Below are 22,741 nucleotides of genomic sequence, written 5' to 3' on the forward strand. Positions count from 1 at the left end.
TTTAATTGTGTCTAAAATTATTTACCTGCCAAATGCTGATTTCGATATTCACTTGGACTACAACCTTTAACCTGCCGAAACTGACGGGCAATATTTTTACTATCCGATAAACCCATATCCAGGGCAATTTCAAAAACGGACATATCGGTATCCAGAAGTTTCTGCGTGAATTTTTCAATCCGAAGATTATAAATGTATTTGTAAATCGGATAACCCATCACTTCAAGAAAACGCTTTTCGAGTGCTCTTCTCGACAAAGGCACCTGTTTTACCACTTCGTCTACATGCAGGTTTTTATCAATATTTTGATGAATATATTTTAGCGAAGTCGCAATATGATCATCATTGGTAGCATAAATGTCTGTCGAATGCCTGGTGATCACCTGCGTTGGCTTAACGATAATATCATGGAAATCATGCATCCCGTTCTTAATCAGGTGATCCAATAATCTGGCTGCATCATATCCTCCCTTTTCGGCATCCTGACTAATACTTGACAAAGGAGGATCTGAAAACTCGCAGATCATTTCGTCATTATCAACACCCAGAACAGCCATTTCCTCCGGTATCCGGATACCATAAAGCCGGCAGGCTTCGGTAATATGCTGTCCCTGATTATCATCACAGGCCATCAGGGCAATGGGTTTTGGCAGCGACTTCAACCATTTCCCTATGGAAGCGGGCCGGTAATACCATAACTCAGACTGACGCGCCATTTTATGTTCAAAATAATGCACTTTATAACCTGCTTGTGTGACGCGATCCTCAAAACCTTCTGCCCTTTCCTGCGACCAGACGATATCTTTAAAGCCATAAAAGGCGAAATGCTTGAAGCCCTTTTTTAAAAAATAATCCGCGCCCATTTCTCCCGCCTCGCGGTGTGCTCCGGTAATATTAGGTATTTCGTCAAAGCGTTTTTTAAAATCCTGGGCGATCACAGGTATACCCGCATTTATGATTTTTCCAATATTAGGGTCATTATAAAACTGTCCGATAATCCCGTCAGCACCCCACTCTAACGCCCATTTCAAAATACCTTCAATACCGACCGTTTCACGATGGAACAAAGGCATACGACAAAATATCCACGGCCCGTGTTCTCTGGAATATTTAGCAATACCTTTGAGAAGTGCCTTACTATACTCTTCGGCAAAATCGATTAGTAGAATTATTTTATACGTATCTGACCGGGCCATGACAAAATTGCGAGGATTAGAATAGTAAACAGATTGTCAGGCAAACAATTCCCTGAGGTTTTTTACCGTATCATTATTGACCAGCGGTTTGGCCCAAATACCAATACTCAGAATATAACCCAGCGTTATCAAAAGGAATAACATCGCTAATTTCAAGCCAACTAATTCTCCCAAACCCCCAATAATCAAAGGCACAACGGCGCCTCCGGCGATACCTGCGCATAGGATTCCTGAAAATGTTCCATGGTGGTTCGGTACCGAATTCAACGCCAGAGAAAAAATGACCGAATACATAACGGACGCGAAAAAACCGGTTAATGGAAAGGCATACAAGCTTATTTCTTTCGATCCGAATAAAGCCACCAATAATGAGACAATAGCACCCATTGTAAAAACGAGAAGTACTTTTTTACTATCGATCAACTTTAAAAGTATAAGACCCAGAAAGCAGCCGATCGTGAGTAAACCCCAAAAGTAGGAGATCACGGAGGCTCCGGTTGTAGCAGGATCTACGTTGTGATAAGTTTGAAGAAACTTTGAAATCCAGTTGGCTATCCCTTGCTCGGTTCCAACGTATGCGAAAATTCCCAGAAAAAATAACCAGACTGACCGGTTTACAGAAAGTTCTTTGAACGCTTCGCCTACATCAATTTTCTCTTCTTCTTTTAATTCGACTTTTGGAAATTTTACCAAGGTTATGACGACTACCATCAGGACTGAGATCACTGCAAATACCCAGTATAAAGAAACCCATTTCAGGTTTTCCGGTACCAGTTTGTTGAGTGTTTCAATTAAAAACCCTGAATGTCCGGAGTGGACATTTAATACGAGATAACTATACAGCAGCGGGCTAAGAAATGACGCCGCACCAAAAAATAATTGTGCGAGTACCGAATTAAATGCAAATTTTTCCTCTCCTCCTGCAACACGCAGCAATGGATTGATGACAACCTGTAACATGGCCATTCCCACGCCTATCAAAAATAAAGAAAGCAGGGCAATCTTAAATCCGGGATTTACAGCAAAAAGCAAAGCACCTGCGAAAGCAAGAAAAAATGCGATCAACAAAACCGTTTTTTCACCATATTTCTCTACCATCAATCCCGCTGGAATTGACATGACGCCATAGGCAACAAAGAATGAAAAAGGCAGAAAACCGGCCAGGCCGATACTAAGATCAAAACTTTGGACAATGTCAGGGATAATCGGACCGAGGATATTGGTCAAAAAGGATATTACAAAAAAGATCAGTAATATCAGGATTACGATAAAAATGTTTCGTTTCATGAGAGGGTTTAGAGGGCGGGTATATCTAGATTGATTCGTTAATTAGCGAATTCCCAAAAGCAACTTTTAAAGGATCATAATTTCATCAAGGCTTTATTTACCAAAACAAATTTATATTTCCTGGCGAGCCTCAAACTGTGCTCGCCAGGTAAAACAATTTGAATTTTGATTTCTAATGCAATCGATGTGACAATTATTTACCTTCCACAATACTCGTCCGGCTGGATTTTCCAGCTTTATCAAAAGTTTTCAATTTGACAGTACCTGAAACTTTTACCGGATTAGCATATAACGCAGATTGAACGGTCGGTTCAGAGCCGTCTGTCGTGTAACGAATCGCTAGTCCCGGCATATCAACATTGGCTTTCAGCATACCGTTTTCAACAATGGCGCCAGGTAATGGAAGGCGGTAGTTGTAACCTCCGTTGAGATAACTCAATCTTGGAATTTCTTTTTGCGCGATAGAATTTGCAAATACATTCCAGCCAACGGCGATCGACTTATCTCTTGCGGTTTTGTCTTCAATTGTTTCCCAGCTTCTTTGCGGTGACCAGGCACTTTCCGCGAAACCGAAAAGTTTTGGGAGGATCATATATTCCATCATGTCACGCCCCTTAACCGTTTCACTCCACAGTTCAGCTTCCAGACCAAGAATATTTTTCCGTGCTTCTGGTTTTAATTTTTCTTTTCCAACAAATTCTTCCACCATCGGTTTTCCCATCGCGGTGGTATAAGTTGTTTTAAACATATCAAACGGCGCGAAAGCCCAGTTGTCCCAGGTATTCACAAACCCTCCCCAATACAGACCCGGTTCTTTCGGATCATTGTTGTAGGACATATCAAAATACAAATTCGTGACGTTACAAAGAATAACCTGATAACCTGCATTGGCCATCCGGTTCCCCAAATCCACATCAAATACGTTGTTCCAGATATAAGGCACGACCTGTTTTCCGATAAATTCCGGGTTTGGCAGGTATTTCCCCTGCGGAGTTTTTGTAAGGGCGACTTCTTCCCAACCATGAATTTTCAGGTTACGTTTTTCAAGTCTTGGAACCAGCCTGCGGAAAAAATAAGACTGAAGATTTTTAACACTTCTAATTTCAGGGTTATCTTTCAGCAATTTCGCTGCCATGGGTGATTTTTCCCAAACCCCGTCCGCAACCTCGTCGCCGCCGGTATGGAAAGTATCCATCGTCAGACCTGCCTCTTTATACATTTTCGCCATTTCATCTACCACTTTTTCAAAGAAATGATAGGTAGATTCACGCGCAACACTAACCACGTTGTCTTTATATCCCTGTGCGGAAATGTATACGGATTTGTCGTCAGGATCAATCAGACGGTATTCATTCGCTTCTGTTTCTTTTCCTTCCTTCATCAAACGATCGTAACGCGCTTCCATTGATTTGATCGCAGCACGCGCGTGACCTGGAAAATTGAGCTCAGGAATGACGTTGACATGTCTTTCCTTCGCATATTTCAGTATCTCAATAAAATCTGCTTTGGTATAATACCCAGCGCCAAATTTTCCTTCATCGTTAGCGATCGGACCGGATCCATAGGAAGGATGCAAAACCGAATTATTCATATTGCTGGTATGTTGGCGCTGTGCACCTACTTTCGTCAATTCCGGCAAACCATCAATTTCAACACGCCAGCCTTCATCTTCTGCTGTGTAAAACAAAAGGTGGTTAATTTTATAGGTAGCAAGCAAATCAATGATGCGTTTTACAGATTCTTTGGTCTGGAAATTTCTGGCCACATCCAGGTGCAGACCACGGAAATAAAATCTTGGAGCGTCTTCAATTTGTGTAAAACCTAATGAGATTGTAGCAGATGGTTTCTGAAATGCTCCCAATGGAACAAGTGCCATCAGGCTTTGCACACCATAAAATACGCCTGCTGCATCACTTCCGGTAATTATAACTCCATTACCATTAATGCCAAGCGAATATGCTTCTTTGGAAACACCGTTGACCTGGACTTTGCCTGATTTCAGGATGATACTATTCGCAGTTGCTGCCTCAGGTAAACCGCTTTTTGCTTGATATGCCTTTCCGGTAACCGTTTTTAATTTTTCACTAAGATATTTCGCTTCACCTTCCAGTCCTGCTTCGTAGTAAATAGCAGTTTCATTGTTCAGTGTGAAAGTCCCGGGGCTGTTCGTAATTTTTACGGGTGCAGGAATAATCTTCTGGAGCTGACCAGAATCAACCGGCGACATAACCAGATTTTGTTTATATCGCAATTCAGCCGTTTGAATAGGTTCCAAATCTCCTTTTCCACGTAAGATCTGCTCTTTTGTTGTAAAAGGCTCGATCGTATAATTTGCTACCTGAACGATATCCTTTTCTTTACCTTCTTCATCATAAAAAACAAAATATAACCCAAGCGGCGCATCCGTTTCTTTGATCACACCACTTGTTCCGAAGTAGTTAATCGTGATTGAATCACCAGCATTGAGCTTGAAATCTTTTTCCGGCACCAACTTATACCAATCTCCGTTGATATGTTCAACCTTCGCAGGTTCAGGAGATTTATTCGCCTGGATCGGACGGGGGGACATATTGAAAAACAGGGTCCAGTTTTTGTCATTTAGTGCGATATCACCGCCATTTTTAAGTGTAAATTTCGCCTTAAACGTACCGTCAACTTCTGTAAAGTTGGTCATCAGTTTCCAGGAAACACCAATCTTCTGCGCTTCTTCTTTCGAAAATTTGCCGGAAGGACTGCATGCTGCAAGCACAAAAAACGAGGCAATCAATAATAAAATGGATTTCTTCATCAGGAACAATAATTGGATTTTTTAAGAGTTTTCGAAGTTGTTTTCAAGAAATAAAAACATCCTGACTATCTGTATTTATAGTACTGCAAGATGGTTAAAACATACCATTTAAAGAAAGGAGATGTCATTTATCTTCGCCCCTATGCATCATCAGCGTTTCGATGATCATGGATAAATCTTTGAAAGACATTTCCTCAGTCAAGTAGGCATGTTGCCCCATAGGATCATCGCGCCACTCATTATTGCCTCCGTTAATAATTATTTTCCCCCGTTTTAAATCAAAATAATGTTGCGCTCCCCGAACGGCTACCAACACGGCCGTTTGATCCCAGCTCATTCGTCCTTCCTGATCATCTTTACTCAACGGGATGGCCAAGGCGTAAACATCTTTTACCGGACTTTCAAGATTTTTATTAGCGATAACTTTCAAACCTGTTTTGATACCATTCCCTATTTCGAAACCACTGAAAGTTATTTGTGTCGGCCACTTTGTGAACACATTTTCCGAGGCAACTGAATCAATCAAAACATTAAACTCGCGCCCCTTAGGAAATCCGCCCGCCATGGAAACAACTTCTTTTACTTTTCTTTTGATCAGATCCATTCCTGATAATTTAGATATTTCGTCAGGTCCGGATTCTAGTAAATTGGAAAGATTGGTTAGAAAACCGATTGTGACGATCGTTACACTCTGATCCGGCTGTGCAGCCAGAATTTTCCTGTAAGTCTGAACCGCATCCGGAACTTCCTCCGTTGACTTAATTTTGTGAGGATATTTCTGCACAAGCATTTCCGGCCATTTTTGAGAAGCTCCCATATCCGGAGCTTTTCCTTTCGGTGCAGCAATCGGCAAGTCCGGACGGCTAAAATAATTATTAATGATTTCGATCGTCGGCGCAACAAGTGCATTTTTATTGCTGGCAATAACCGCCAGCGGCCTTACCTCTCCTCTGTCGGCCAATGCATGCATGACCGCCATCGCGCCTACGTCGTCATAATCCGGACCAATATCCGTATCCAAAATTAAAGCGACCTGCCTTGTACGGGAAATTTGTGCAGAGGTATATAAACTAAAAAAAAGCAAAAAAGCTGATAGCATGTATTTCATAGGGTGATGATTTTGTAGGGTTTGTAAAGCACTTGTGCTGTAAGCCGAAATTCACTGATTACATCTTCGAAATACAAAGATTTTTTGTTGCAAGTTTCATGATTAATCCGCGCTGTAAAGTTATATTTAGCATCACTCATATTACTAACAACTTATGCATCGCAGAAAATTTATTCATACAGGATCATTGGCGGGTTTATCATTATTTGGAATCTCAGCACTGGGTTTTAATCTAAAATCCGAAAATGGTTTTTCTAAACTGGAAAATGGTTTTAAACTGGATGAGTTAGGTATCGACGACTTGCAAAAAATGATGAAAAGCGGCGGAGCGAGTTCACAGCAAATCGTGAAATTATACCTCGACCGCATCAGTGAAATCGATAAAAAAGGACCTCTTATTAATTCTATTATTGAACTTAACCCGGACGCTCTGAAAATTGCCGCAGAACTTGACAAAGAACGGGCTGCGGGTAAAATCCGGGGACCTTTGCACGGAATTCCGATTCTGATCAAAGACAATATTGATACGGCTGACAAAATGCAGACGACAGCCGGCTCGATTGCTATGGAAGGGAATATCGCAAAAACCGATTCTTTTGTAGTAAAACAATTAAGAAAAGCGGGCGTAGTTATTCTTGGAAAAACCAACATGAGTGAATGGGCAAATTTCCGTTCGACCAGGTCTTCGAGCGGATGGAGCAGCCGCGGCGGACAAACCAGAAATCCATACGTGCTTGATCGCTCGCCCTGCGGATCGAGTTCAGGTTCAGGCGTTTCCGTAGCGGCCAATTTATGCGCGGTTTCGGTTGGAACTGAAACAAATGGCTCCATCGCTTGCCCTGCTTCGATGAATAATGTTGTGGGAATAAAACCTACGGTCGGTGTTGTAAGCAGAACAGGCATTATCCCCATTTCGAAAACGCAGGATACCGCCGGACCTTTGGGCAGAACAGTAAAAGATGCGGCATTGCTTTTAGGAGGAATGACAGGGGTTGACCAGGAAGACGAGGCGACAGCAGCGAGCCAGGGAAAAGCACTTTCAGATTATACCTCTTTCCTCAAAACAGACGGATTGACTGGCAAGCGAATTGGTATCGAAAAAAGTTTTCTCAATAAACATGAGGGAATGGATTCGCTTTTTAAGGAAGCAATTGAGGTGATGAAAAGTAAAGGTGCAACAATTGTCGAGGTGGACTTCATAAAATTTAGAAGCCTGGGCAACAGTACCGGCCAGGTGCTCGAATATGAATTCAAGGACGGTTTAAACGCTTATCTGAGCAAGGCAAATGGCAAAGTAAAATCTTTGGAAGAACTGATTAAGTTTAATAGTGATAATGCTGCAAGGGCGATGCCGATTTTTCAACAAGAACTTTTGGAAAGCTCCCAAAAAAGAGGCGATTTGAAAAGTCCGGGATATCTGGAGGCTTATGCCATAGTAACCGGCGTCAGAAAAATGATCGATGATTTGTTGAACGAACAAAACCTCGACGCCCTTTGCGGACCGGCAACCGGGCCATCCTGGTGCATCGATCCCGTCAACGGTGATTTCTGGACTGGCTATGGATCTTATGGACCGGCAGCTTTAGCCGGATATCCGTCTCTGACTGTGCCGATGGGATTTGTAAGTGAAATTCCGGTTGGGTTATCCTTTTTGGGGAGAGCTTATGACGAAGGAAAATTAATTACAATTGGCTATGCTTACGAACAGGTTTCGAAAAAAAGAAGAGCACCGAAATTTATCAAAAGCATTTAGTTATCAAGCTGAAAGCCGGCTGAAAAAAATGCCAAAGTCTCAGGATTATTTTACCAAAAAAAATAGGAAGTCCACACAGCCATAACCGTGTGGACTTCCTGATTTCCTTGACCAATTGCTTTAAAGTTTAACCAATCGAAAAACTTCTCTCCTGCTTCCAGCAACCACTTCGACCATATACAAGCCAGGCGCGAAAGTAGCACCACCGAGGTCGATCTGATATTTCTGAACTGATCCCGATCCCGAGAATTTCCCCTTAACTGATGTTCTACCGGTCAGGTCCATAATATTAACCCGGACCTCTTCGCCTGCATTTGCCTGGTATACCATGTTGAAAATATCTTTCGACGGGTTCGGGTAAATCTGCCAATCTGTTTTATCACGAAATTCAACCGGGCGGATTATGGAATATTCGAAGGTATCATCCAGATCAACCATTTTCAGACGATAGTAACGGATGTCTGTTTTGTCTTTTTCATAATCGATAAAAAAATAACGCTGGCCTTTACCCGTGCTGCCATCTGCCAATATCTCGCCAATTTTTTCAAACTGCCCCCTTTTCAAAGCATCGTTACCCCTGGCTACTTCAAGTTCAAAATGACTGAAATTTACCTCAGATGTTGTTACCCATTCCGTTATAACATCAGGAGAAGCTTCTGTGCCCTCCTTTCTTTTTGCCGTAAAACTAAGAAGTTCAACAGGAAGAGGCGTTGCAGCACCCATCGCATCCCGGCTAAGCCAGAATTCTGATAAGTTTTTCACTTTAAATTCAGCATAATATCCCTTATCAAACGGCACCTTTTTCGTCTTATCAGCCGGAATAAACAGCCAGCCAGTAGTACTGTTATTTACCACAGTTCCATCTTCGTTGACATCGTTTGAATCACTGTACTTGGAAATTCCCAGTTCCGCCACGGACGAAGGTTTTGCACAGGAACCACAGCCAGTGGCAGCAATGAGCCTTTCAACATCAGAATCCAGGAAAAACAAACGAACGGTTACGGAGTCTGTAAAATTATAATTGGTCGGTTTTATCGTCGCATTTCGGTTTAAATAATATTGTCCGTTTGTATTACGAACAGCACCTGAATTGACATAAATACGAACATCCGTATTTCCCAGATCCTGGTTATTACTGTAAACAGACGCTACCAACGCGCCGTTGTTTGTATAATTTGTCCATTGTTTCCCGGCATCGGAACCCTGTGCAGCGGCGGACATGCTATTCCCGTCATAGATCCCGTTCCGGTTATCGTACACGTGAATATCATCAATAGCAATTCCTTCGCGCATTTCGGTTTCGTCCGTCCGCAATACAAATCGTAAACGAATACTGGCGCTACCTGCCGGTAAAGCCATGGTGGCCACATGCCAGCGGGTATAATCCTGTGCGCTCCATCCGTTGTCGTTGGTGTTGGACTTATTATACCAGTTTGTCCCCTGACCGTTCGCTCCCAAACGCCTCCATGCTGACCCGTCGGTTGAGTATTCCATATACGCGATGTCACAGATATTTCTTCCGCAATCTTCAATATCCAGTGCCACATTGAAACTGATCGTCGGTACCAGCATTTCGCGCAAATCAAAACATGGCGAATATAAATACGATACTTCATTTGCATTATACTTTCCAGTCAAACTGGTTTTCCAGGCTTTGTTGCCACTCGCGGCCCTGTTTATTTTGGTTGCATTCGGCGTTCCGAATTTCCAGGAATTGTTGGTACCGCTGCTATACCAGAAGCTGGTTCCGTTTTCAAAATTTTCCAGGTAAGGAAAAGAAGAAATCAGCGGCGAATTGAAAATTTCTGCAAGAACAGTATTGTTCGAAAGATTTGAATCAGAAGGCAAATCAACCCATACCTTTAACGTATGCGTTCCAGGCACTGACAGATCTGCCCTGGTTTGGAAAGTATATTCACTGGTAGCGTTTCCTCCAATCGATGCGATATTTTCAACAAAAACAGCTCCATTGTCAACCTGAAATTTTACAGGAATGTTAGTAAGCGCCGAGGGCGAATTGTTACGCACCAACACGCTCACAATTTCATTACTTCCTATTCCACATCCTGATAGCGCAGGGCTGGTTAAGCTTACGGCCTGCACGTCATTTGCAATTGCTGTCAACCTGATATCATCAAAACTGTAACCAGCTCCGCTGTAAGAATCGGCTACCATGACTTTTCCATACTGACCAAAACGAACCTGAAAACTCGACGAGAAATTTTTAGCATTAGCATTTAAAACTTTGCTGATCTCGATATCGGAAGTTAATTTATATGATCCTGTAACGCCATTTTGATTTGTATAAAGATTATAAACTTCAATCCACGGATCGCTGTCTGTTCCACGGATCCAGACGCGGTTATTGGAATTGCTGGACTGTCCATGATTTTTATATCTGAAGTTTAACCTGATATCATCGTTAGCTGCATTAAATGCTGAAAGATTAAAGGTTGCTACCAAAAAATTGGTATTCCCATTTTCTATATATCTGTCCGCATCCAGGACCAGTGCGCGCTCACCTGAGCCAGCCGCTCCGGAGCTGGCAAAAGTTCTGATGCGGCCGAAAGCAGTATTACTTGAAAAGTCATATCGGTCAGACGCATCAAGACCGGTCTGGTTTTCGAGAAATTCTTGCTTTGGAAGCGATTCCATATCGTCCAAAAACGGCATCGCAACAGGATTATTACCCAGCTGTTTGAAAACTGATGTAATACTATTGTTTGCAGCAACGACATCACCGGGTTTATCAACTTCAACTTTTACAGTATATGATCTGACCTCTGACAGATCTGCAAGTGATGAAAAAGTAACCTCATGCGTACCTCCACCTGGAATCGATGTGCCTACTGTTTCTTCCCCTTTTAAAACATCATTTATAAAATACCTGACAGCAAAATTTCCGGAAGAACTGACATCGTCAAGATTTTTAATTCTCACCTTGATCGCTGAGGTGGCAGACAACTCAGTTCCTGTAAATTTCCTTCCGGAAGAGGCAGGCGTTACTATGGCATCAACCTTGAAGTCATTATCGGATATTGTTCCGCTGCAATTTCCGTTGTCTGGTTTTCGGGAAAGGGCGGTAGCTCTCCTACCTGGATTACCATTCAATCTTGCACGCACAGTTATCCAATACGTCAGGTCTTTCGACAAGCCGGTTAAATTATAGTTTGTTGAAGTAGTTGTAGCAACGGAAATCATTTCCTCACCCTGCAACATCATCACTTCATAGTCCGTAGCGCCAGCAACGGCATCCCATTGAATGGCTGCATATCCCTCGCATTGAATCGGAGAAAGCGTAACATTAGGAACTCCCAATATGGTAAAAGGTTCACTTATGCTCACATTTCCAGTTCCATTCTGAGAAATTTTAACTCTCGCCTGAGAGGTAGTAATGTTCGGGATTGTCCAGCTCAACTGGCGAAGATTTGCTGCTACCGATGCATTGATATCAATCCAGGAACCGCCATTATCTATCGAATATTGAATGGTAAAACCGTTTCCATCATTTCCAAAAGAATCCCAACTAACGTTAATCACATCGCCCTGCTGCACCCGCTCAGTACCGATTGGATATGTAATTGTCGTTTCAACAGGAATTGCATCATAGACTACAAAATACTCCTGTTCAGGATTTTTGTTGATTGCTGTACCTTTGATTACAATATTATAACTACCCGCTACCGGACTATCAATAACAACCTGTTCGATATTATTGATATGATCCGCACCAGTTGTTGCAGGATTATCAACATTTAACGGAGCTGCGTCCAGAATTTTGGGTAAGGTTTTGGTTTGTGAAGGATTGAATAACTCCAAATCCAGGTCATTAACCAAAGTCTGGCTTGCCTGAATTGCCGCTGCCGGATCATTCCAGTATAACATCACTTTCAGCTGTGCAGTATTTTCCGGAATGTTGATGGTGTGATTTTTAGATGCCTTATTTGACACCGTTCCATTGATGTAACTTCCGCTTTCCAACATTTTAACTGAACGGACAAGATTCAGCCAACCAAATCCATACTTAAAATCCGGCCCGGCATTCCCTTTATCCATCCCGCTATTACAGATCAACGCCTTCATAAGCGCATTTTTAGGATTCGCTCCGCCATTCAGTTTTCTGTATTGTTGATATAAAAGCGCCAGACTCCCTGAAACTGCCGGAGAGGCCATACTCGTCCCTGATCCTAATCCGTAATTATTCACAGGTGTAGTCGATCTGATCGTAGTCCCCTGCACAACAATCTCAGGTTTTATCCTTCCATCCTTGGCCGGTCCTCTGCTTGAATAAATCGAAATCTGACCATCCATCTGTGTATTTCCTACTGAAATTATATTTTTTGAAGCCTGATATCCCCCCAATGATGTCCCGAATCCGGCAGGGAATGGGCTGCACGGAACAGCACCGCTGTTGCCAACGGCAAAAACATTTTCCAGAAAGGGCATATCAAATGCCTGCTGATCTAAAATCTGGGAATACAAATCATAAGCACCGAAAGAAGTACAGCTCGTCACATCGTTGCCATAGGAATTGTTGGTAACCACCATCCCATAGTCTTTCACATAATTTGGTAGATTGATCAGCAAATTAGAAAAGTGATGCGCGATAATTTTGGCCTTTGGTGCATATCCTTTGTAGCGCTCATCGATAATACCTGCACCGGCCATCGTTCCCATTACATGCAGTCCATGTGACTCACTTGTTTCTGACGCGAAACGGTTAATGACACGATTATTAAAATCGATATGCAACATCGGGTTTGCGTTGTCTCCAATACCAACCACAACGCCTTCACCATGTAAATTACGATTTCCTGAAACCGATGAGCTTAGCACATTTGCTCTGGAATTTTCCTCACTATGATCATTAAAAGCTTGATCCGGAGCCGGGATAGGTTGTACATATTGTACAAACGGGAATGTAGCCAGTTCAGCGATACGTGTCACCGGTATACGCAATTCCAGCACACCGTAAGCTTTAAAGGTCTCACCGGTGATCACGAAGTTTTTATTAACTAATTCCTCACTGATTTCCTGGAATGTAAAAGTTTTGGGAAAGCTAATCCAAACGTCTACCATTCCAGGCGTTTTAACAGCATACAATGGAAATTTACCATTGGCTAACGCAGCGTGCAATTTTTGGTTAACACTGAGCTCCATGACCGACCTTACCTTCGCATTTCTCAAAGAACCAGCATTCAATGCCGTGTTCACCGTTGCAGTGTAGGCGTTATCAGGAATGTAATCTAATAATTCGATACCCTCGCTGCGCAGTTGTTTCTTTTCTGCCTCGCCCGGAACATTTTCGAATTGGATGACAACAAATGATTTACGATTTAGCGACCTGAGCTTTCTATTAAACTCTCCTATTTGCTGGGTGGAGATATTACTTTCCGGAGTAAAGGATCCTTCACGTAAAAAAATTCTATACTGTCCAAAAGTCGTGGTCGAACAAATTGCAAAAAATGCGATAAATAGGTAGAGATTTTTCCATTTCATATGATAGCCGGGTAGAATTACTTTATCCCAATATTAGAGAATTACTTCTAATTATAATTAAAAATAATGCATAATCACAGGAAATCTTTTAATATCACAAAAAATAAAAATTAATCTCTTCTACAAATTCTTTTAACTACTTTGAAGATTCTGAGACTGTTCTACAAGTCACTTAACGCCGCCAGATTTCAATTTTTTGTTAATAAAAAAAGAGTCAGCTAACTTCGTTGCCTTTAACATGATTTTGTTTGAGCTTCGACTCGTTTTCCACTTCACTGCCTTGCTATTAAATTCAGGCTGTGAACATCATTGAAATTGTTATGAACTTATACGGCCTGATAGGTTATCCACTTACGCATTCTTTTTCGAAGCGTTATTTCACCGAAAAATTTATCCGTGAGAAAATACATAATTGCGGCTACGACCTTTTTGAAATGCAGTCGCTCGACAATCTTCCCGCTTTGTTAAAAAAACATCCTGATTTGAAGGGGCTAAATGTGACGATTCCATATAAACAGGAAGTCATAAAATACCTGGACGATCTTGACGATGCTTCTGCGGAGCGCATCGGAGCAGTGAATACGATTAAGATTTTCGCCGATGGAAGCACGAAAGGTTACAATACAGACTATTATGGTTTTCGCCAATCCATATCCGAATGGATGGATCGTCGCGGCGAAGCCTGCTGTAATTTTAAGGCATTGGTATTAGGAAACGGAGGAGCTGCACAGGCCGTAAAAACGGCATTAGACGATATGAAGACAGAATATAAAATTGTATCCCGCCAGAAAGGCAACGATTCACTTTTATACGAAGATCTTACGCAGGAGATTATGGAAAGCCACCTCTTGATCATCAATACAACACCACTTGGCACGCATCCAAACGTAGATGCTTGTCCTGAGATTCCCTATCAGTGGCTGGCAAAAGGGCATTTCTTGTACGATCTGGTGTACAATCCTACCACAACCTTATTTATGCAAAAGGGATTTGATCAGGGTGCTGCGGTCCATAATGGATTAAAAATGCTTGAAATGCAGGCGGAGAAAGCCTGGGAAATCTGGAATTCAGAAGAAGATATGTGGAGTGTTTAAACCCTGGAATAAAAACTCCAAGAATCTTCTTCAATTTGTTCAGAACCTGTAAAAACGCCTTGTGGCAGTGGTGCTTTGATGCCGCTGCCCATTTTTTTTAAACTCTGGCACCTTCTTATTTCATCCCACAATCCAACTTTCAAAAATGAACCTAATACCAGAGCTCCTCCCTCAACCAACACCGATTGAATTCCTCTTTTAGAAAGCTCCTGCAAAAGCTGATTGATCTCGTCGGTACCAGGATTTATTTTGATGTAAGCAGTTTTTCCATGATCCGCATATCGTCCGGAAAAACTTTCCAAATCAGTTTGTTTTAAATAATTTACTACAAACGTTTTCTGAGAACTATCAAATAAATTTAGGGTATCAGGAAGCAAAAGATTTCGATCCAATACGATGCGGACCGGATTTCGCCCCTCCCACTGACGGACATCTAATTTTGGATTATCATGCAAAGCAGTATTATAACCCACGAGTATGGCATCTTCCTCAGACCGCCATTTATGCACATTAACACTTGATAATTCACCACTTATTTTTACTGGGTTACCATTTTCCTCCGCGATATATCCATCAGCAGTTTCAGCCCACTTTAAAATTACAAAAGGACGTTTTTCCAGAAAATTGGTAAAAAATCTTTTGTTCAGCATCTCTCCTGCCTCAGCAAGCACATTCTGAACCACCTCAATACCAGCATCCTGCAATCGCCGAATACCTCGTCCGGATACCAGCGGATTGGGATCGCCGTTACAAACCACTACTTTTTTTATTCCTTTATCTACCAGCAAATCTGCACATGGCGGAGTTTTTCCCGTATGCGAACAAGGTTCCAACGTGACGTAAGCTGTTGCTTCGGAAAACAAGTGTCCGTTATTTCTTTTTTCAACATCTTCCACAGCACGCACTTCTGCATGCGGACCACCATAATTCCGATGCCAGCCTTCACCAATAATTTCATCATTACACACGATCACGCAACCCACCATAGGGTTCGGGCTGACACTTCCACGTCCATATTCTGCAAGCTGCAAAGCCCGCTGCATCCACTCTTTATCCTTGTTCATTTGACAAAAATACAAACCTCGTTTTAAACTCAACTTTCGTGAGTTCTTATAATTTGCTAACTTTCCGACATCAGAATAAAAAATCAACTAAAAATGACTTCGGCTCGTCAGTTATATCAACATATTGTAAGTGGAATTAATGTCTATCCGCCCAAAGAATCCCAGGCCATAGCCTTTATGCTACTGGAACATTACATGCGGATAAGAAATATAGATGTTTTGGTAGATCGCCCTATTCCGGAAAATACCGCGCACCCGGATTGGGAAAATATTATTTCAAGACTGAACAACAACGAGCCCGTTCAGCACATCATCGGAACAACCGAATTTTGTGGTCTCGAATTCCGGGTTTCTTCCTCTGTTTTAATCCCGAGACCTGAAACCGAAGAGTTGGTTCAGATGGTAACTCGCGACTATGCTGAGCCTGACAAAGACGTGGCGATCCTGGATATCGGTACGGGAAGTGGCTGTATTGCAATCGTTCTTGCTCGTTTCCTTCCGCATGTTACCGTTCATGCCTGGGACGTTTCCGACGAAGCACTTTCAGTAGCACGTGAAAATGCCCGCCAGCTTATTGCGGACGTTCAGTTTGCAAAACAGGATATGCTGAATGTAACTTTTCCGTTACCTGGAAATGTTATAAAATTTGACTGTTTGGTGAGTAATCCGCCTTACGTAACGTACTCAGAAGCAGAACACATGCGCCCGAATGTACTACGTTTTGAGCCGCATGAAGCACTTTTTGTTGAAGACAGTGATCCCTTATTGTTCTATAAAGCCATTGCCGACTTCGGTGTGCATCATATAAAACCAGGCGGAAAATGTTATGTCGAAATAAATGAGCATTTTGGCACCGGAACAAAGCAGGTTTTTGAAGAAAGAAATTATACTCAGGTTGAAATCCTGCGTGATATTCACGGAAAGGACCGATTCGTCAGAGCCGTTTGGAAATAATTTTTTTTCAGAAAGGTTTCGAATTATTTCTGTGCTAACCCGGAATATTCCGTGTTAAAAATAACGCCTCATGTATTTAGAAAAAATAAAAGAAGTTCTTGATGAAATGGGAAAGGTAGTCGTTGGACAGGACAGACTGCTCAACCGCCTGCTTATCGGACTTTTTACTGGTGGCCACATTCTTTTGGAGGGCGTGCCAGGCCTAGCCAAAACCCTGACTATCAACGTTATGGCGAAAGTTTTACAGCTCGACTTTCGCCGTATTCAGTTTACACCGGATCTGCTGCCTGCCGATTTAATTGGCACCATGATTTATAAGCCTAAAATCGGTGATTATGAAGTAAAAAAAGGGCCGATTTTTTCTAATATTATTCTGGCGGATGAAGTAAACAGGTCTCCCGCAAAAGTACAATCTGCTTTGTTGGAAGCGATGCAGGAAAAACAGGTAACGATAGGCGACCAAACTTACTACCTGGATAAACCTTTTGTCGTATTGGCTACTCAAAATCCGGTTGAGCAGGAAGGTACATATCCCCTCCCGGAAGCTCAGATCGACCGTTTCATGATGAAAGTGTACGTCGATTATTTGAATAAGCAGGAAGAACTCGAAGTAATGCGCCGTATGTCTGACATCACTTTTGATTATCAGATCAAGCCTATTCTTAACAAACAGGATATTTTTGCTATCCGTGAAAACGTCAATAAAGTAAATATTTCAGATACTCTTGAACGATATATCATCGAGTTGGTTTTTGCTACAAGAAGGCCTTTGGAGTATGGTTTACGTGATGAGGCAAGATATATTCAGTTTGGAGTTTCTCCCCGGGCAACGATTTATCTGAACCGCGCGGCGAAAGCTCTGGCATACCTTGAAGGCCGTGATTATGTATTGCCGGAAGATATTAAAGCATTAGCTCCTGATATTATGAATCACAGGATTATGCTGAATTATGAAGCAGAGGCGGATGGGGTAAAAACCACAACAATCATTGATTCAATATTAAGAAAAGTTGCAATCGGATAAGTTTTCTTAATTGTTCAGGGAACAGGATCATGCCCGTGACCGCCCCAGGGATGGCAACGGGAAAACCTTTTTAAACCCATCGGCACACCTTTTAACACGCCGTATTTTGTGATGGCCTGAATCATATATTGCGAACAAGTGGGTGTATACCTGCATGAATTAGGCAGATAAGGCGACAGAACACCTTGATAAATCCGGACCAATCCAATGAGTAAAAATTTCATTTTGCTTCGTTGTGTAAAATATTATCTTTGACAATTAACATCATAAACGCATGATTTCCTATATAATTTGGGACGTAAATCCCGAAATTTTTACAATCCCCGAATTTTTGGGGTTCGGCCCTTTTCCTGTTCGTTGGTATGGTCTTCTTTTTGCTGCGGGGTTTTTAATCGGTCAGCAAATCATGATCCACATTTTCAAAAAAGAGAAAAAGCCGCTAGACGATATTGATGCGCTGACGTTGTACATGGTGATATCAACGGTAATAGGAGCACGCGTCGGCCACTTTTTATTCTACGAACCAGAAGTCCTTTTCAAAAATCCGCTCGAAGTAATCCTTCCCCCCTATGCCGGACTCGCCAGTCACGGCGCTGTTGTTGGAATTGTCACAGGCCTATATCTTTATTCCAGAGCACGAAAAGCAACCGGTCAAACCTTTCTCTGGGTCGCGGATCGCATGGTTATTCTGGTAGCACTTGCCGGTTCCTTTATCCGGCTTGGAAATTTGATGAATTCAGAAATTGTTGGCCGTCCGACAGATGTTGCCTGGGGATTTATTTTTATGAAAAACACGGAATTTTTACAAATACCAAGACACCCGGCCCAACTTTACGAATCGATTTCTTGCCTGGTGCTATTCTTTATCCTGCTTGCTTTGTGGAATAAATTTAAGGAAAAGACACCGCGTGGTCTTTTGGTAGGCGTTTTCTTTGTCTGGGTATTCACTTTGAGATTCCTTTATGAATTCCTGAAAGAGAATCAAGAGGCTTTTGAAGCCAATTATGCTTTAAATATGGGACAGATATTGAGTATTCCTGTCGTGCTTTTAGGTATTTATTTTATTATACAGTCAAGAAATAAATCGGTTGCCGGAATGGAGTAAATACGTTGAATGGAAATGCACTAAATGATTATATATCAGATGATATTTTAGGTAAATTGCACTCATCCATTAAACCTAAACGCTATCCGCATGAAAAGAAAACTTATCCTTTCTCTGACAATTGCTTGTGCTTTGTTACACGCCAGCTGTGGTGGAAACAAAGAAGCCGAAGAAGAAAAAGAAGAACCTAAAAGCACCGTAGAAGCTTTGCAGCAGTTCGCTGAAAAGGCAGAGAAAATGCAAAAGAAGGAACCTGTTGACCCCGTTGATTTCCGTAAACTGAAAGAACTGTTGCCGGAATCAATCAAAGGAATGGTCAGAAAAGAAGCTTCGGGAGAAAAAAACGGAGCGATGGGCTTCACCATTTCCCGAGCAGAGGCCAGATATTCCGGTGAAGCCGATGAGTCGGTACACATAGAAATTTTTGACACAGGCGGTGTGGCTGGCGTTGGAACCATGACTCTTGCTGCATGGACCATGGCAGATATTGACAAGGAAACAGATAATGGTTATGAGAAAACAACAAAAATCGACGGATATAAGGGTTACGAAAAGTACAACAACGAAAGTAAATCCGGAGAAATAAATGTGCTGGTAGGCGATCGGTTCGTGGTGAACATCAATGGAGATAATCTTTCCATGGATCAATTAAAAAGTATTCTGTCAGACCTTGATCTTGATCAATTGTCAGGATTAAAATAATAAAATTGACACCTGTAAAAAAAGAGGAGCCGGTAAGCTCCTCTTTTTGGGTTTAGGAATATTAGTGCAGCGTTATTGGGGTTTATATCCGTTAGCGTGTCTTTCTCAAATTGCCGCAAAATCTACCTTTTCTCTTAATATTTGTTTTGCTTTAACGAGTTGATTCTTCACAGTATTTTTTGAAATCCTAAGAAATTCGGCAATTTCCTGGTAAGATTTCCCTTCTTCCACATTTAACTTCAAGATCTGTTTTCTCTTTATTGAGAGGGAATCAATAGCAGTCTGGACAAGGTATATACGCCGTTCTTTTTCTTCTTTTTCATCGTCAGCTGCAACCTGCATGACCTCCATATACTGCTTACGGAGATATTCATTTTTTTCCATTTTCTTGAAATGGTCAAAAGCCATATTACGGAGACACGTGAAAAGGTATGAATTGAAATTATGATCTGGCTTGATATGATCCCGTTTCATCCATATTTTCAAAAATACATCCTGTACCATATTTTCAGCCTCTTCTTCATCTTTTAATAATGAAATTGAGAACCGCAATGCAGGTACTTTATAAAAATTGTAGAGCTCTGCAAACGCCGATCTGTCACCTTGCGTAACTTTAATCAGCATATTTTCGTCAGGATGGGTCACGATTCTAAAGGTTATGTCAAATTAACAGGGTTCTTTTATTTTTTCGCAAACATCCGATCTCATGATTTGATAGTGATTTTTCAGTCATTAATACAATTAGCATTAAAGAAAAACGACTAATCGGCCATCATTTATGATCGGTATTCTATGTTTTTTTATAAAAAGGAATTAAAATGTTACAATATCAATGTTATAAATCGCGGTTATTAATTGATGTAACTTTTAAGTTTTGATCAGTGCCAGTAGAAATATGATTATAAATTTACAGATCAGGTTTTAAATTCAGATCGTAACTTGCGTAAAAAGATCTTCAATTTGCGCAACGTGCCCATTTTTAATAAAATGATAATAATTAATTCTTATTAAATACGTAAACGCCCGCTATCCCACACATCTTCAAAGATTTAATTCATGTTTAATAGCGATTCGAAGGACTAATAACACGCGTCAATTTGACTCGAATTTTCAGAATTCGGATTGTTTCAATAGCCCACCTTTGGCAAAAAAGAGTATAACCTAAACCAAAAGATAACGAGTATCACAGTCGCCGGTTTAGCTTATATTATTAAAACTGTCAATGAATCAAACTCAGATCGACAATATCCTGAATAAAATTTCAGCTGTCAAGATTGCTGTCTATGGTGACTTTTGTCTGGATTCGTACTGGATTATGGACAAAGGCAGTGCTGAAATTTCAATCGAAACCGGTTTAAAGGTTGAGGCTGTTTCACACCATTATTACAGTCCGGGAGGGGCTGGAAATGTCGTTGCTAATCTGGCGGCTTTAAAACCAGCCCAAATAAAGGTGATTGGCGTAATTGGTGATGATATTCACGGCCGCGAGCTGAACTTGCAACTACAAAAGCTGGGAGCTGACACTTCATCTCTTTATGTTCAGGATAAATATTTCGATACATATAGTTATCTAAAAAGACATGTCGACGGGAAAGAACAACCCAGAATCGATTTTGGTCTTTTCAACAAAAGAAGCCTGGATACGGATCGAAAAATTTTACGGTCTATTGAAGAAACACTAGAAGAATATGACGCACTGATCTTTAATCAGCAGGTTTTGGGAAGTATAAATAATGAATCTTTTATAGACGAAGCCAATATCCTGTTTGAAAGATATAGTCAAAAAATAGTGATGCTTGATTCCAGGCATTACAATAATCGTTTTGAGAATACTTACCGAAAAGCGAATGACCGGGAAACTGCATCCTTACTAGGCATATCTGTAAAAACGGACGAACTAATCTCTACAAATAACATTAAAAAGTATGGCGCTGCGGTTTTTGATAAATCACAAAAACCAGTTTTCGTTACCTGTGGAGAACGAGGATTACTGGCATTTGATGCGAAAGGCGTTTATGAAATCCCTGGTTTACAAATAAAAGGAAAATTGGATACGGTTGGGGCTGGCGATACCACCATCAGCGCGATTACCCTGTGCCTTGCAGCTGGTATCCCGGCTGAAGATGCAGCGATATTTGCCAATTTTGCGGCCGCTGTAACTGTTCAAAAATTATATACAACCGGCACTGCCAATGCCGAAGAAATCCGAAAAATAAGCCTTGAACCCGATTTTGTCTACAATGCTGATCTGGCTGAAAACGAACGTCTGGCTATATACTTTCCAGAATCCGAGTTTGAAATTTGCAGTCCGGAGATCCTTAATAATTTAGGACATATCCGTTATGCCGTTTTTGATCACGACGGCACGATCAGTTCTTTACGACAAGGATGGGAAGCAGTTATGGAGCCTGTGATGATGAAATCAATTCTTGGCTCACAATACGATTCCGTCGATCTGGTAACATTTCATGGCATTCAGGATCGCGTGCAGGAGTTTATCCAGAAAACCACAGGTATACAAACGATATACCAAATGGAGGGTCTGGTCGAATTGGTACGCGAATTTGGGTTCGTTCATGAAAGCGAAATTCTTGACAAATTCGCGTATAAAGAATTGTACAATAACGCGTTGATGGCGATGGTCAGCCAAAGGATGCAAAAGCTCCAAGCCGGCGAATTGGGTCAGGAAGATTTTACCATGAAAGGCGCTGTGTCATTTCTTTACGAACTTAAAGAGCGTGGTGTCAAACTATATCTTGCGAGCGGTACAGATGAAGCAGACGTCATCAATGAAGCGAAGATGTTGGGGTATGCACATCTGTTCGATGGCGGAATTTATGGCGCTTTGAAAGACTATACCAAGTTTTCAAAAAAAATGATTATTGAAAAAATAATCAACGAAAATAATCTCAAAGGCAACGAACTGGCCGTTTTTGGTGATGGGCCGGATGAGATAAGAGAAGGTCGACGAGCAGGCGGTCTGGCTGTTGGCATCACAAGTAATGAACTACAACGTTTTGGGCATAATCCGGCCAAGCGACCTCGTCTTGTACGGGCCGGTGCACAATTACTTATTCCCGACTTTTCACAATACAAAAAATTAATAACAACTCTATTTAAGGAAAACGCCGGTTATGCGTCATAATTCTGTAAAAATATTCCCTACC

The 22,741-nt window shown here is 41.5% G+C and carries 15 protein-coding genes; 7 read left to right on the forward strand and 8 right to left on the reverse strand.

Annotation, left to right across the window (positions count from 1 at the left end; all coding sequences use genetic code 11):
• Positions 1 to 17 precede the first annotated feature (17 nt).
• The 4 genes from AC1XUO_RS14635 to AC1XUO_RS14650 all read right to left on the reverse strand — a co-directional run bounded on the left by AC1XUO_RS14635 (position 18) and on the right by AC1XUO_RS14650 (position 6,379).
• Positions 18 to 1,196 carry a XylR family transcriptional regulator gene (locus AC1XUO_RS14635; RefSeq protein WP_483330535.1) on the reverse strand — a complete coding sequence of 393 codons (1,179 nt, stop codon included), beginning with the start codon at positions 1,194 to 1,196 and terminating at the stop codon, positions 18 to 20.
• A gap of 36 nt (positions 1,197 to 1,232) precedes the next feature.
• Entirely contained in the window at positions 1,233 to 2,483 is a 1,251-nt protein-coding gene (locus AC1XUO_RS14640) for a sugar MFS transporter (RefSeq protein WP_483330536.1), read from the reverse strand.
• A gap of 193 nt (positions 2,484 to 2,676) precedes the next feature.
• Positions 2,677 to 5,271: a family 20 glycosylhydrolase gene (locus AC1XUO_RS14645; protein WP_483330537.1), complete on the reverse strand. Its 2,595-nt coding sequence runs from the start codon at positions 5,269 to 5,271 to the stop codon at positions 2,677 to 2,679.
• A gap of 124 nt (positions 5,272 to 5,395) precedes the next feature.
• On the reverse strand, positions 5,396 to 6,379 hold the full coding sequence (locus AC1XUO_RS14650) for a nucleoside hydrolase (protein ID WP_483330538.1): 984 nt from the start codon (positions 6,377 to 6,379) through the stop codon (positions 5,396 to 5,398).
• 154 nt (positions 6,380 to 6,533) lie between these two features.
• Between AC1XUO_RS14650 and AC1XUO_RS14655 the strand changes: the two genes are divergently transcribed.
• The gene (locus AC1XUO_RS14655) at positions 6,534 to 8,132 is read left to right on the forward strand and encodes an amidase (RefSeq protein ID WP_483330539.1); all 1,599 of its coding nucleotides are present in this window, start codon (positions 6,534 to 6,536) and stop codon (positions 8,130 to 8,132) included.
• A 120-nt stretch (positions 8,133 to 8,252) separates the two neighbouring features.
• Here AC1XUO_RS14655 and AC1XUO_RS14660 read toward each other — a convergent pair whose 3' ends face one another.
• The gene (locus AC1XUO_RS14660) at positions 8,253 to 13,631 is read right to left on the reverse strand and encodes a S8 family serine peptidase (protein ID WP_483330540.1); all 5,379 of its coding nucleotides are present in this window, start codon (positions 13,629 to 13,631) and stop codon (positions 8,253 to 8,255) included.
• Positions 13,632 to 13,951: 320 nt separating this feature from the next.
• Here AC1XUO_RS14660 and AC1XUO_RS14665 point away from each other — a divergent pair, with 320 nt between their 5' ends.
• Entirely contained in the window at positions 13,952 to 14,725 is a 774-nt protein-coding gene (locus AC1XUO_RS14665; RefSeq protein ID WP_483330541.1) for a shikimate dehydrogenase family protein, read from the forward strand.
• Here AC1XUO_RS14665 and ribD read toward each other — a convergent pair.
• Positions 14,722 to 15,789: a bifunctional diaminohydroxyphosphoribosylaminopyrimidine deaminase/5-amino-6-(5-phosphoribosylamino)uracil reductase RibD gene (gene ribD, locus AC1XUO_RS14670; RefSeq protein ID WP_483330542.1), complete on the reverse strand. Its 1,068-nt coding sequence runs from the start codon at positions 15,787 to 15,789 to the stop codon at positions 14,722 to 14,724. The two genes, AC1XUO_RS14665 and ribD, sit on opposite strands and share 4 nt — an antisense overlap.
• Positions 15,790 to 15,882: 93 nt before the next feature.
• Here ribD and prmC point away from each other — a divergent pair, with 93 nt between their 5' ends.
• Positions 15,883 to 16,743, forward strand: coding sequence for a peptide chain release factor N(5)-glutamine methyltransferase (gene prmC, locus AC1XUO_RS14675; protein ID WP_483330543.1), 861 nt, complete (start codon positions 15,883 to 15,885; stop codon positions 16,741 to 16,743).
• Between the two features lie 70 nt (positions 16,744 to 16,813).
• Positions 16,814 to 17,767 carry an AAA family ATPase gene (locus AC1XUO_RS14680; protein ID WP_483330544.1) on the forward strand — a complete coding sequence of 318 codons (954 nt, stop codon included), beginning with the start codon at positions 16,814 to 16,816 and terminating at the stop codon, positions 17,765 to 17,767.
• A gap of 14 nt (positions 17,768 to 17,781) precedes the next feature.
• On the opposite strand, the gene yidD is transcribed toward AC1XUO_RS14680, so the two are convergent.
• Positions 17,782 to 17,991, reverse strand: coding sequence for a membrane protein insertion efficiency factor YidD (yidD, locus tag AC1XUO_RS14685; RefSeq protein ID WP_137342320.1), 210 nt, complete (start codon positions 17,989 to 17,991; stop codon positions 17,782 to 17,784).
• Between the two features lie 50 nt (positions 17,992 to 18,041).
• Between yidD and lgt the strand changes: the two genes are divergently transcribed.
• On the forward strand, positions 18,042 to 18,872 hold the full coding sequence (lgt, locus tag AC1XUO_RS14690; RefSeq protein WP_483330545.1) for a prolipoprotein diacylglyceryl transferase: 831 nt from the start codon (positions 18,042 to 18,044) through the stop codon (positions 18,870 to 18,872).
• A gap of 90 nt (positions 18,873 to 18,962) precedes the next feature.
• Positions 18,963 to 19,574, forward strand: a complete 612-nt coding sequence (locus AC1XUO_RS14695; protein WP_483330546.1) for a hypothetical protein — start codon at positions 18,963 to 18,965, stop codon at positions 19,572 to 19,574.
• Between the two features lie 105 nt (positions 19,575 to 19,679).
• Here AC1XUO_RS14695 and AC1XUO_RS14700 read toward each other — a convergent pair whose 3' ends face one another.
• Positions 19,680 to 20,219 (reverse strand): RNA polymerase sigma factor, encoded by a 540-nt coding sequence (locus AC1XUO_RS14700; RefSeq protein WP_483330547.1) that lies wholly within the window; start codon positions 20,217 to 20,219, stop codon positions 19,680 to 19,682.
• Positions 20,220 to 20,796: 577 nt separating this feature from the next.
• On the opposite strand from AC1XUO_RS14700, the gene AC1XUO_RS14705 reads away from it, so the two are divergent.
• The gene (locus AC1XUO_RS14705; RefSeq protein ID WP_483330548.1) at positions 20,797 to 22,719 is read left to right on the forward strand and encodes a PfkB family carbohydrate kinase; all 1,923 of its coding nucleotides are present in this window, start codon (positions 20,797 to 20,799) and stop codon (positions 22,717 to 22,719) included.
• Positions 22,720 to 22,741: the final 22 nt, after the last annotated feature.

Source organism: Dyadobacter sp. HNCC25DJ186, from assembly GCF_056895235.1.

Excerpts from the sequence above, each read along its gene's own strand:
- ribD (WP_483330542.1), bottom strand. The coding sequence starts at position 15,789 with ATGAACAAGGATAAAGAGTGGATGCAGCGGGCTTTGCAGCTTGCAGAA.
- lgt (WP_483330545.1), top strand. The coding sequence starts at position 18,042 with ATGATTTCCTATATAATTTGGGACGTAAATCCCGAAATTTTTACAATC.
- yidD (WP_137342320.1), bottom strand. The coding sequence starts at position 17,991 with ATGAAATTTTTACTCATTGGATTGGTCCGGATTTATCAAGGTGTTCTG.
- AC1XUO_RS14645 (WP_483330537.1), bottom strand. The coding sequence starts at position 5,271 with ATGAAGAAATCCATTTTATTATTGATTGCCTCGTTTTTTGTGCTTGCA.
- AC1XUO_RS14635 (WP_483330535.1), bottom strand. The coding sequence starts at position 1,196 with ATGGCCCGGTCAGATACGTATAAAATAATTCTACTAATCGATTTTGCC.
- AC1XUO_RS14705 (WP_483330548.1), top strand. The coding sequence starts at position 20,797 with ATGAATCAAACTCAGATCGACAATATCCTGAATAAAATTTCAGCTGTC.
- AC1XUO_RS14640 (WP_483330536.1), bottom strand. The coding sequence starts at position 2,483 with ATGAAACGAAACATTTTTATCGTAATCCTGATATTACTGATCTTTTTT.
- AC1XUO_RS14695 (WP_483330546.1), top strand. The coding sequence starts at position 18,963 with ATGAAAAGAAAACTTATCCTTTCTCTGACAATTGCTTGTGCTTTGTTA.
- AC1XUO_RS14680 (WP_483330544.1), top strand. The coding sequence starts at position 16,814 with ATGTATTTAGAAAAAATAAAAGAAGTTCTTGATGAAATGGGAAAGGTA.
- prmC (WP_483330543.1), top strand. The coding sequence starts at position 15,883 with ATGACTTCGGCTCGTCAGTTATATCAACATATTGTAAGTGGAATTAAT.
- AC1XUO_RS14655 (WP_483330539.1), top strand. The coding sequence starts at position 6,534 with ATGCATCGCAGAAAATTTATTCATACAGGATCATTGGCGGGTTTATCA.
- AC1XUO_RS14660 (WP_483330540.1), bottom strand. The coding sequence starts at position 13,631 with ATGAAATGGAAAAATCTCTACCTATTTATCGCATTTTTTGCAATTTGT.
- AC1XUO_RS14650 (WP_483330538.1), bottom strand. The coding sequence starts at position 6,379 with ATGAAATACATGCTATCAGCTTTTTTGCTTTTTTTTAGTTTATATACC.
- AC1XUO_RS14665 (WP_483330541.1), top strand. The coding sequence starts at position 13,952 with ATGAACTTATACGGCCTGATAGGTTATCCACTTACGCATTCTTTTTCG.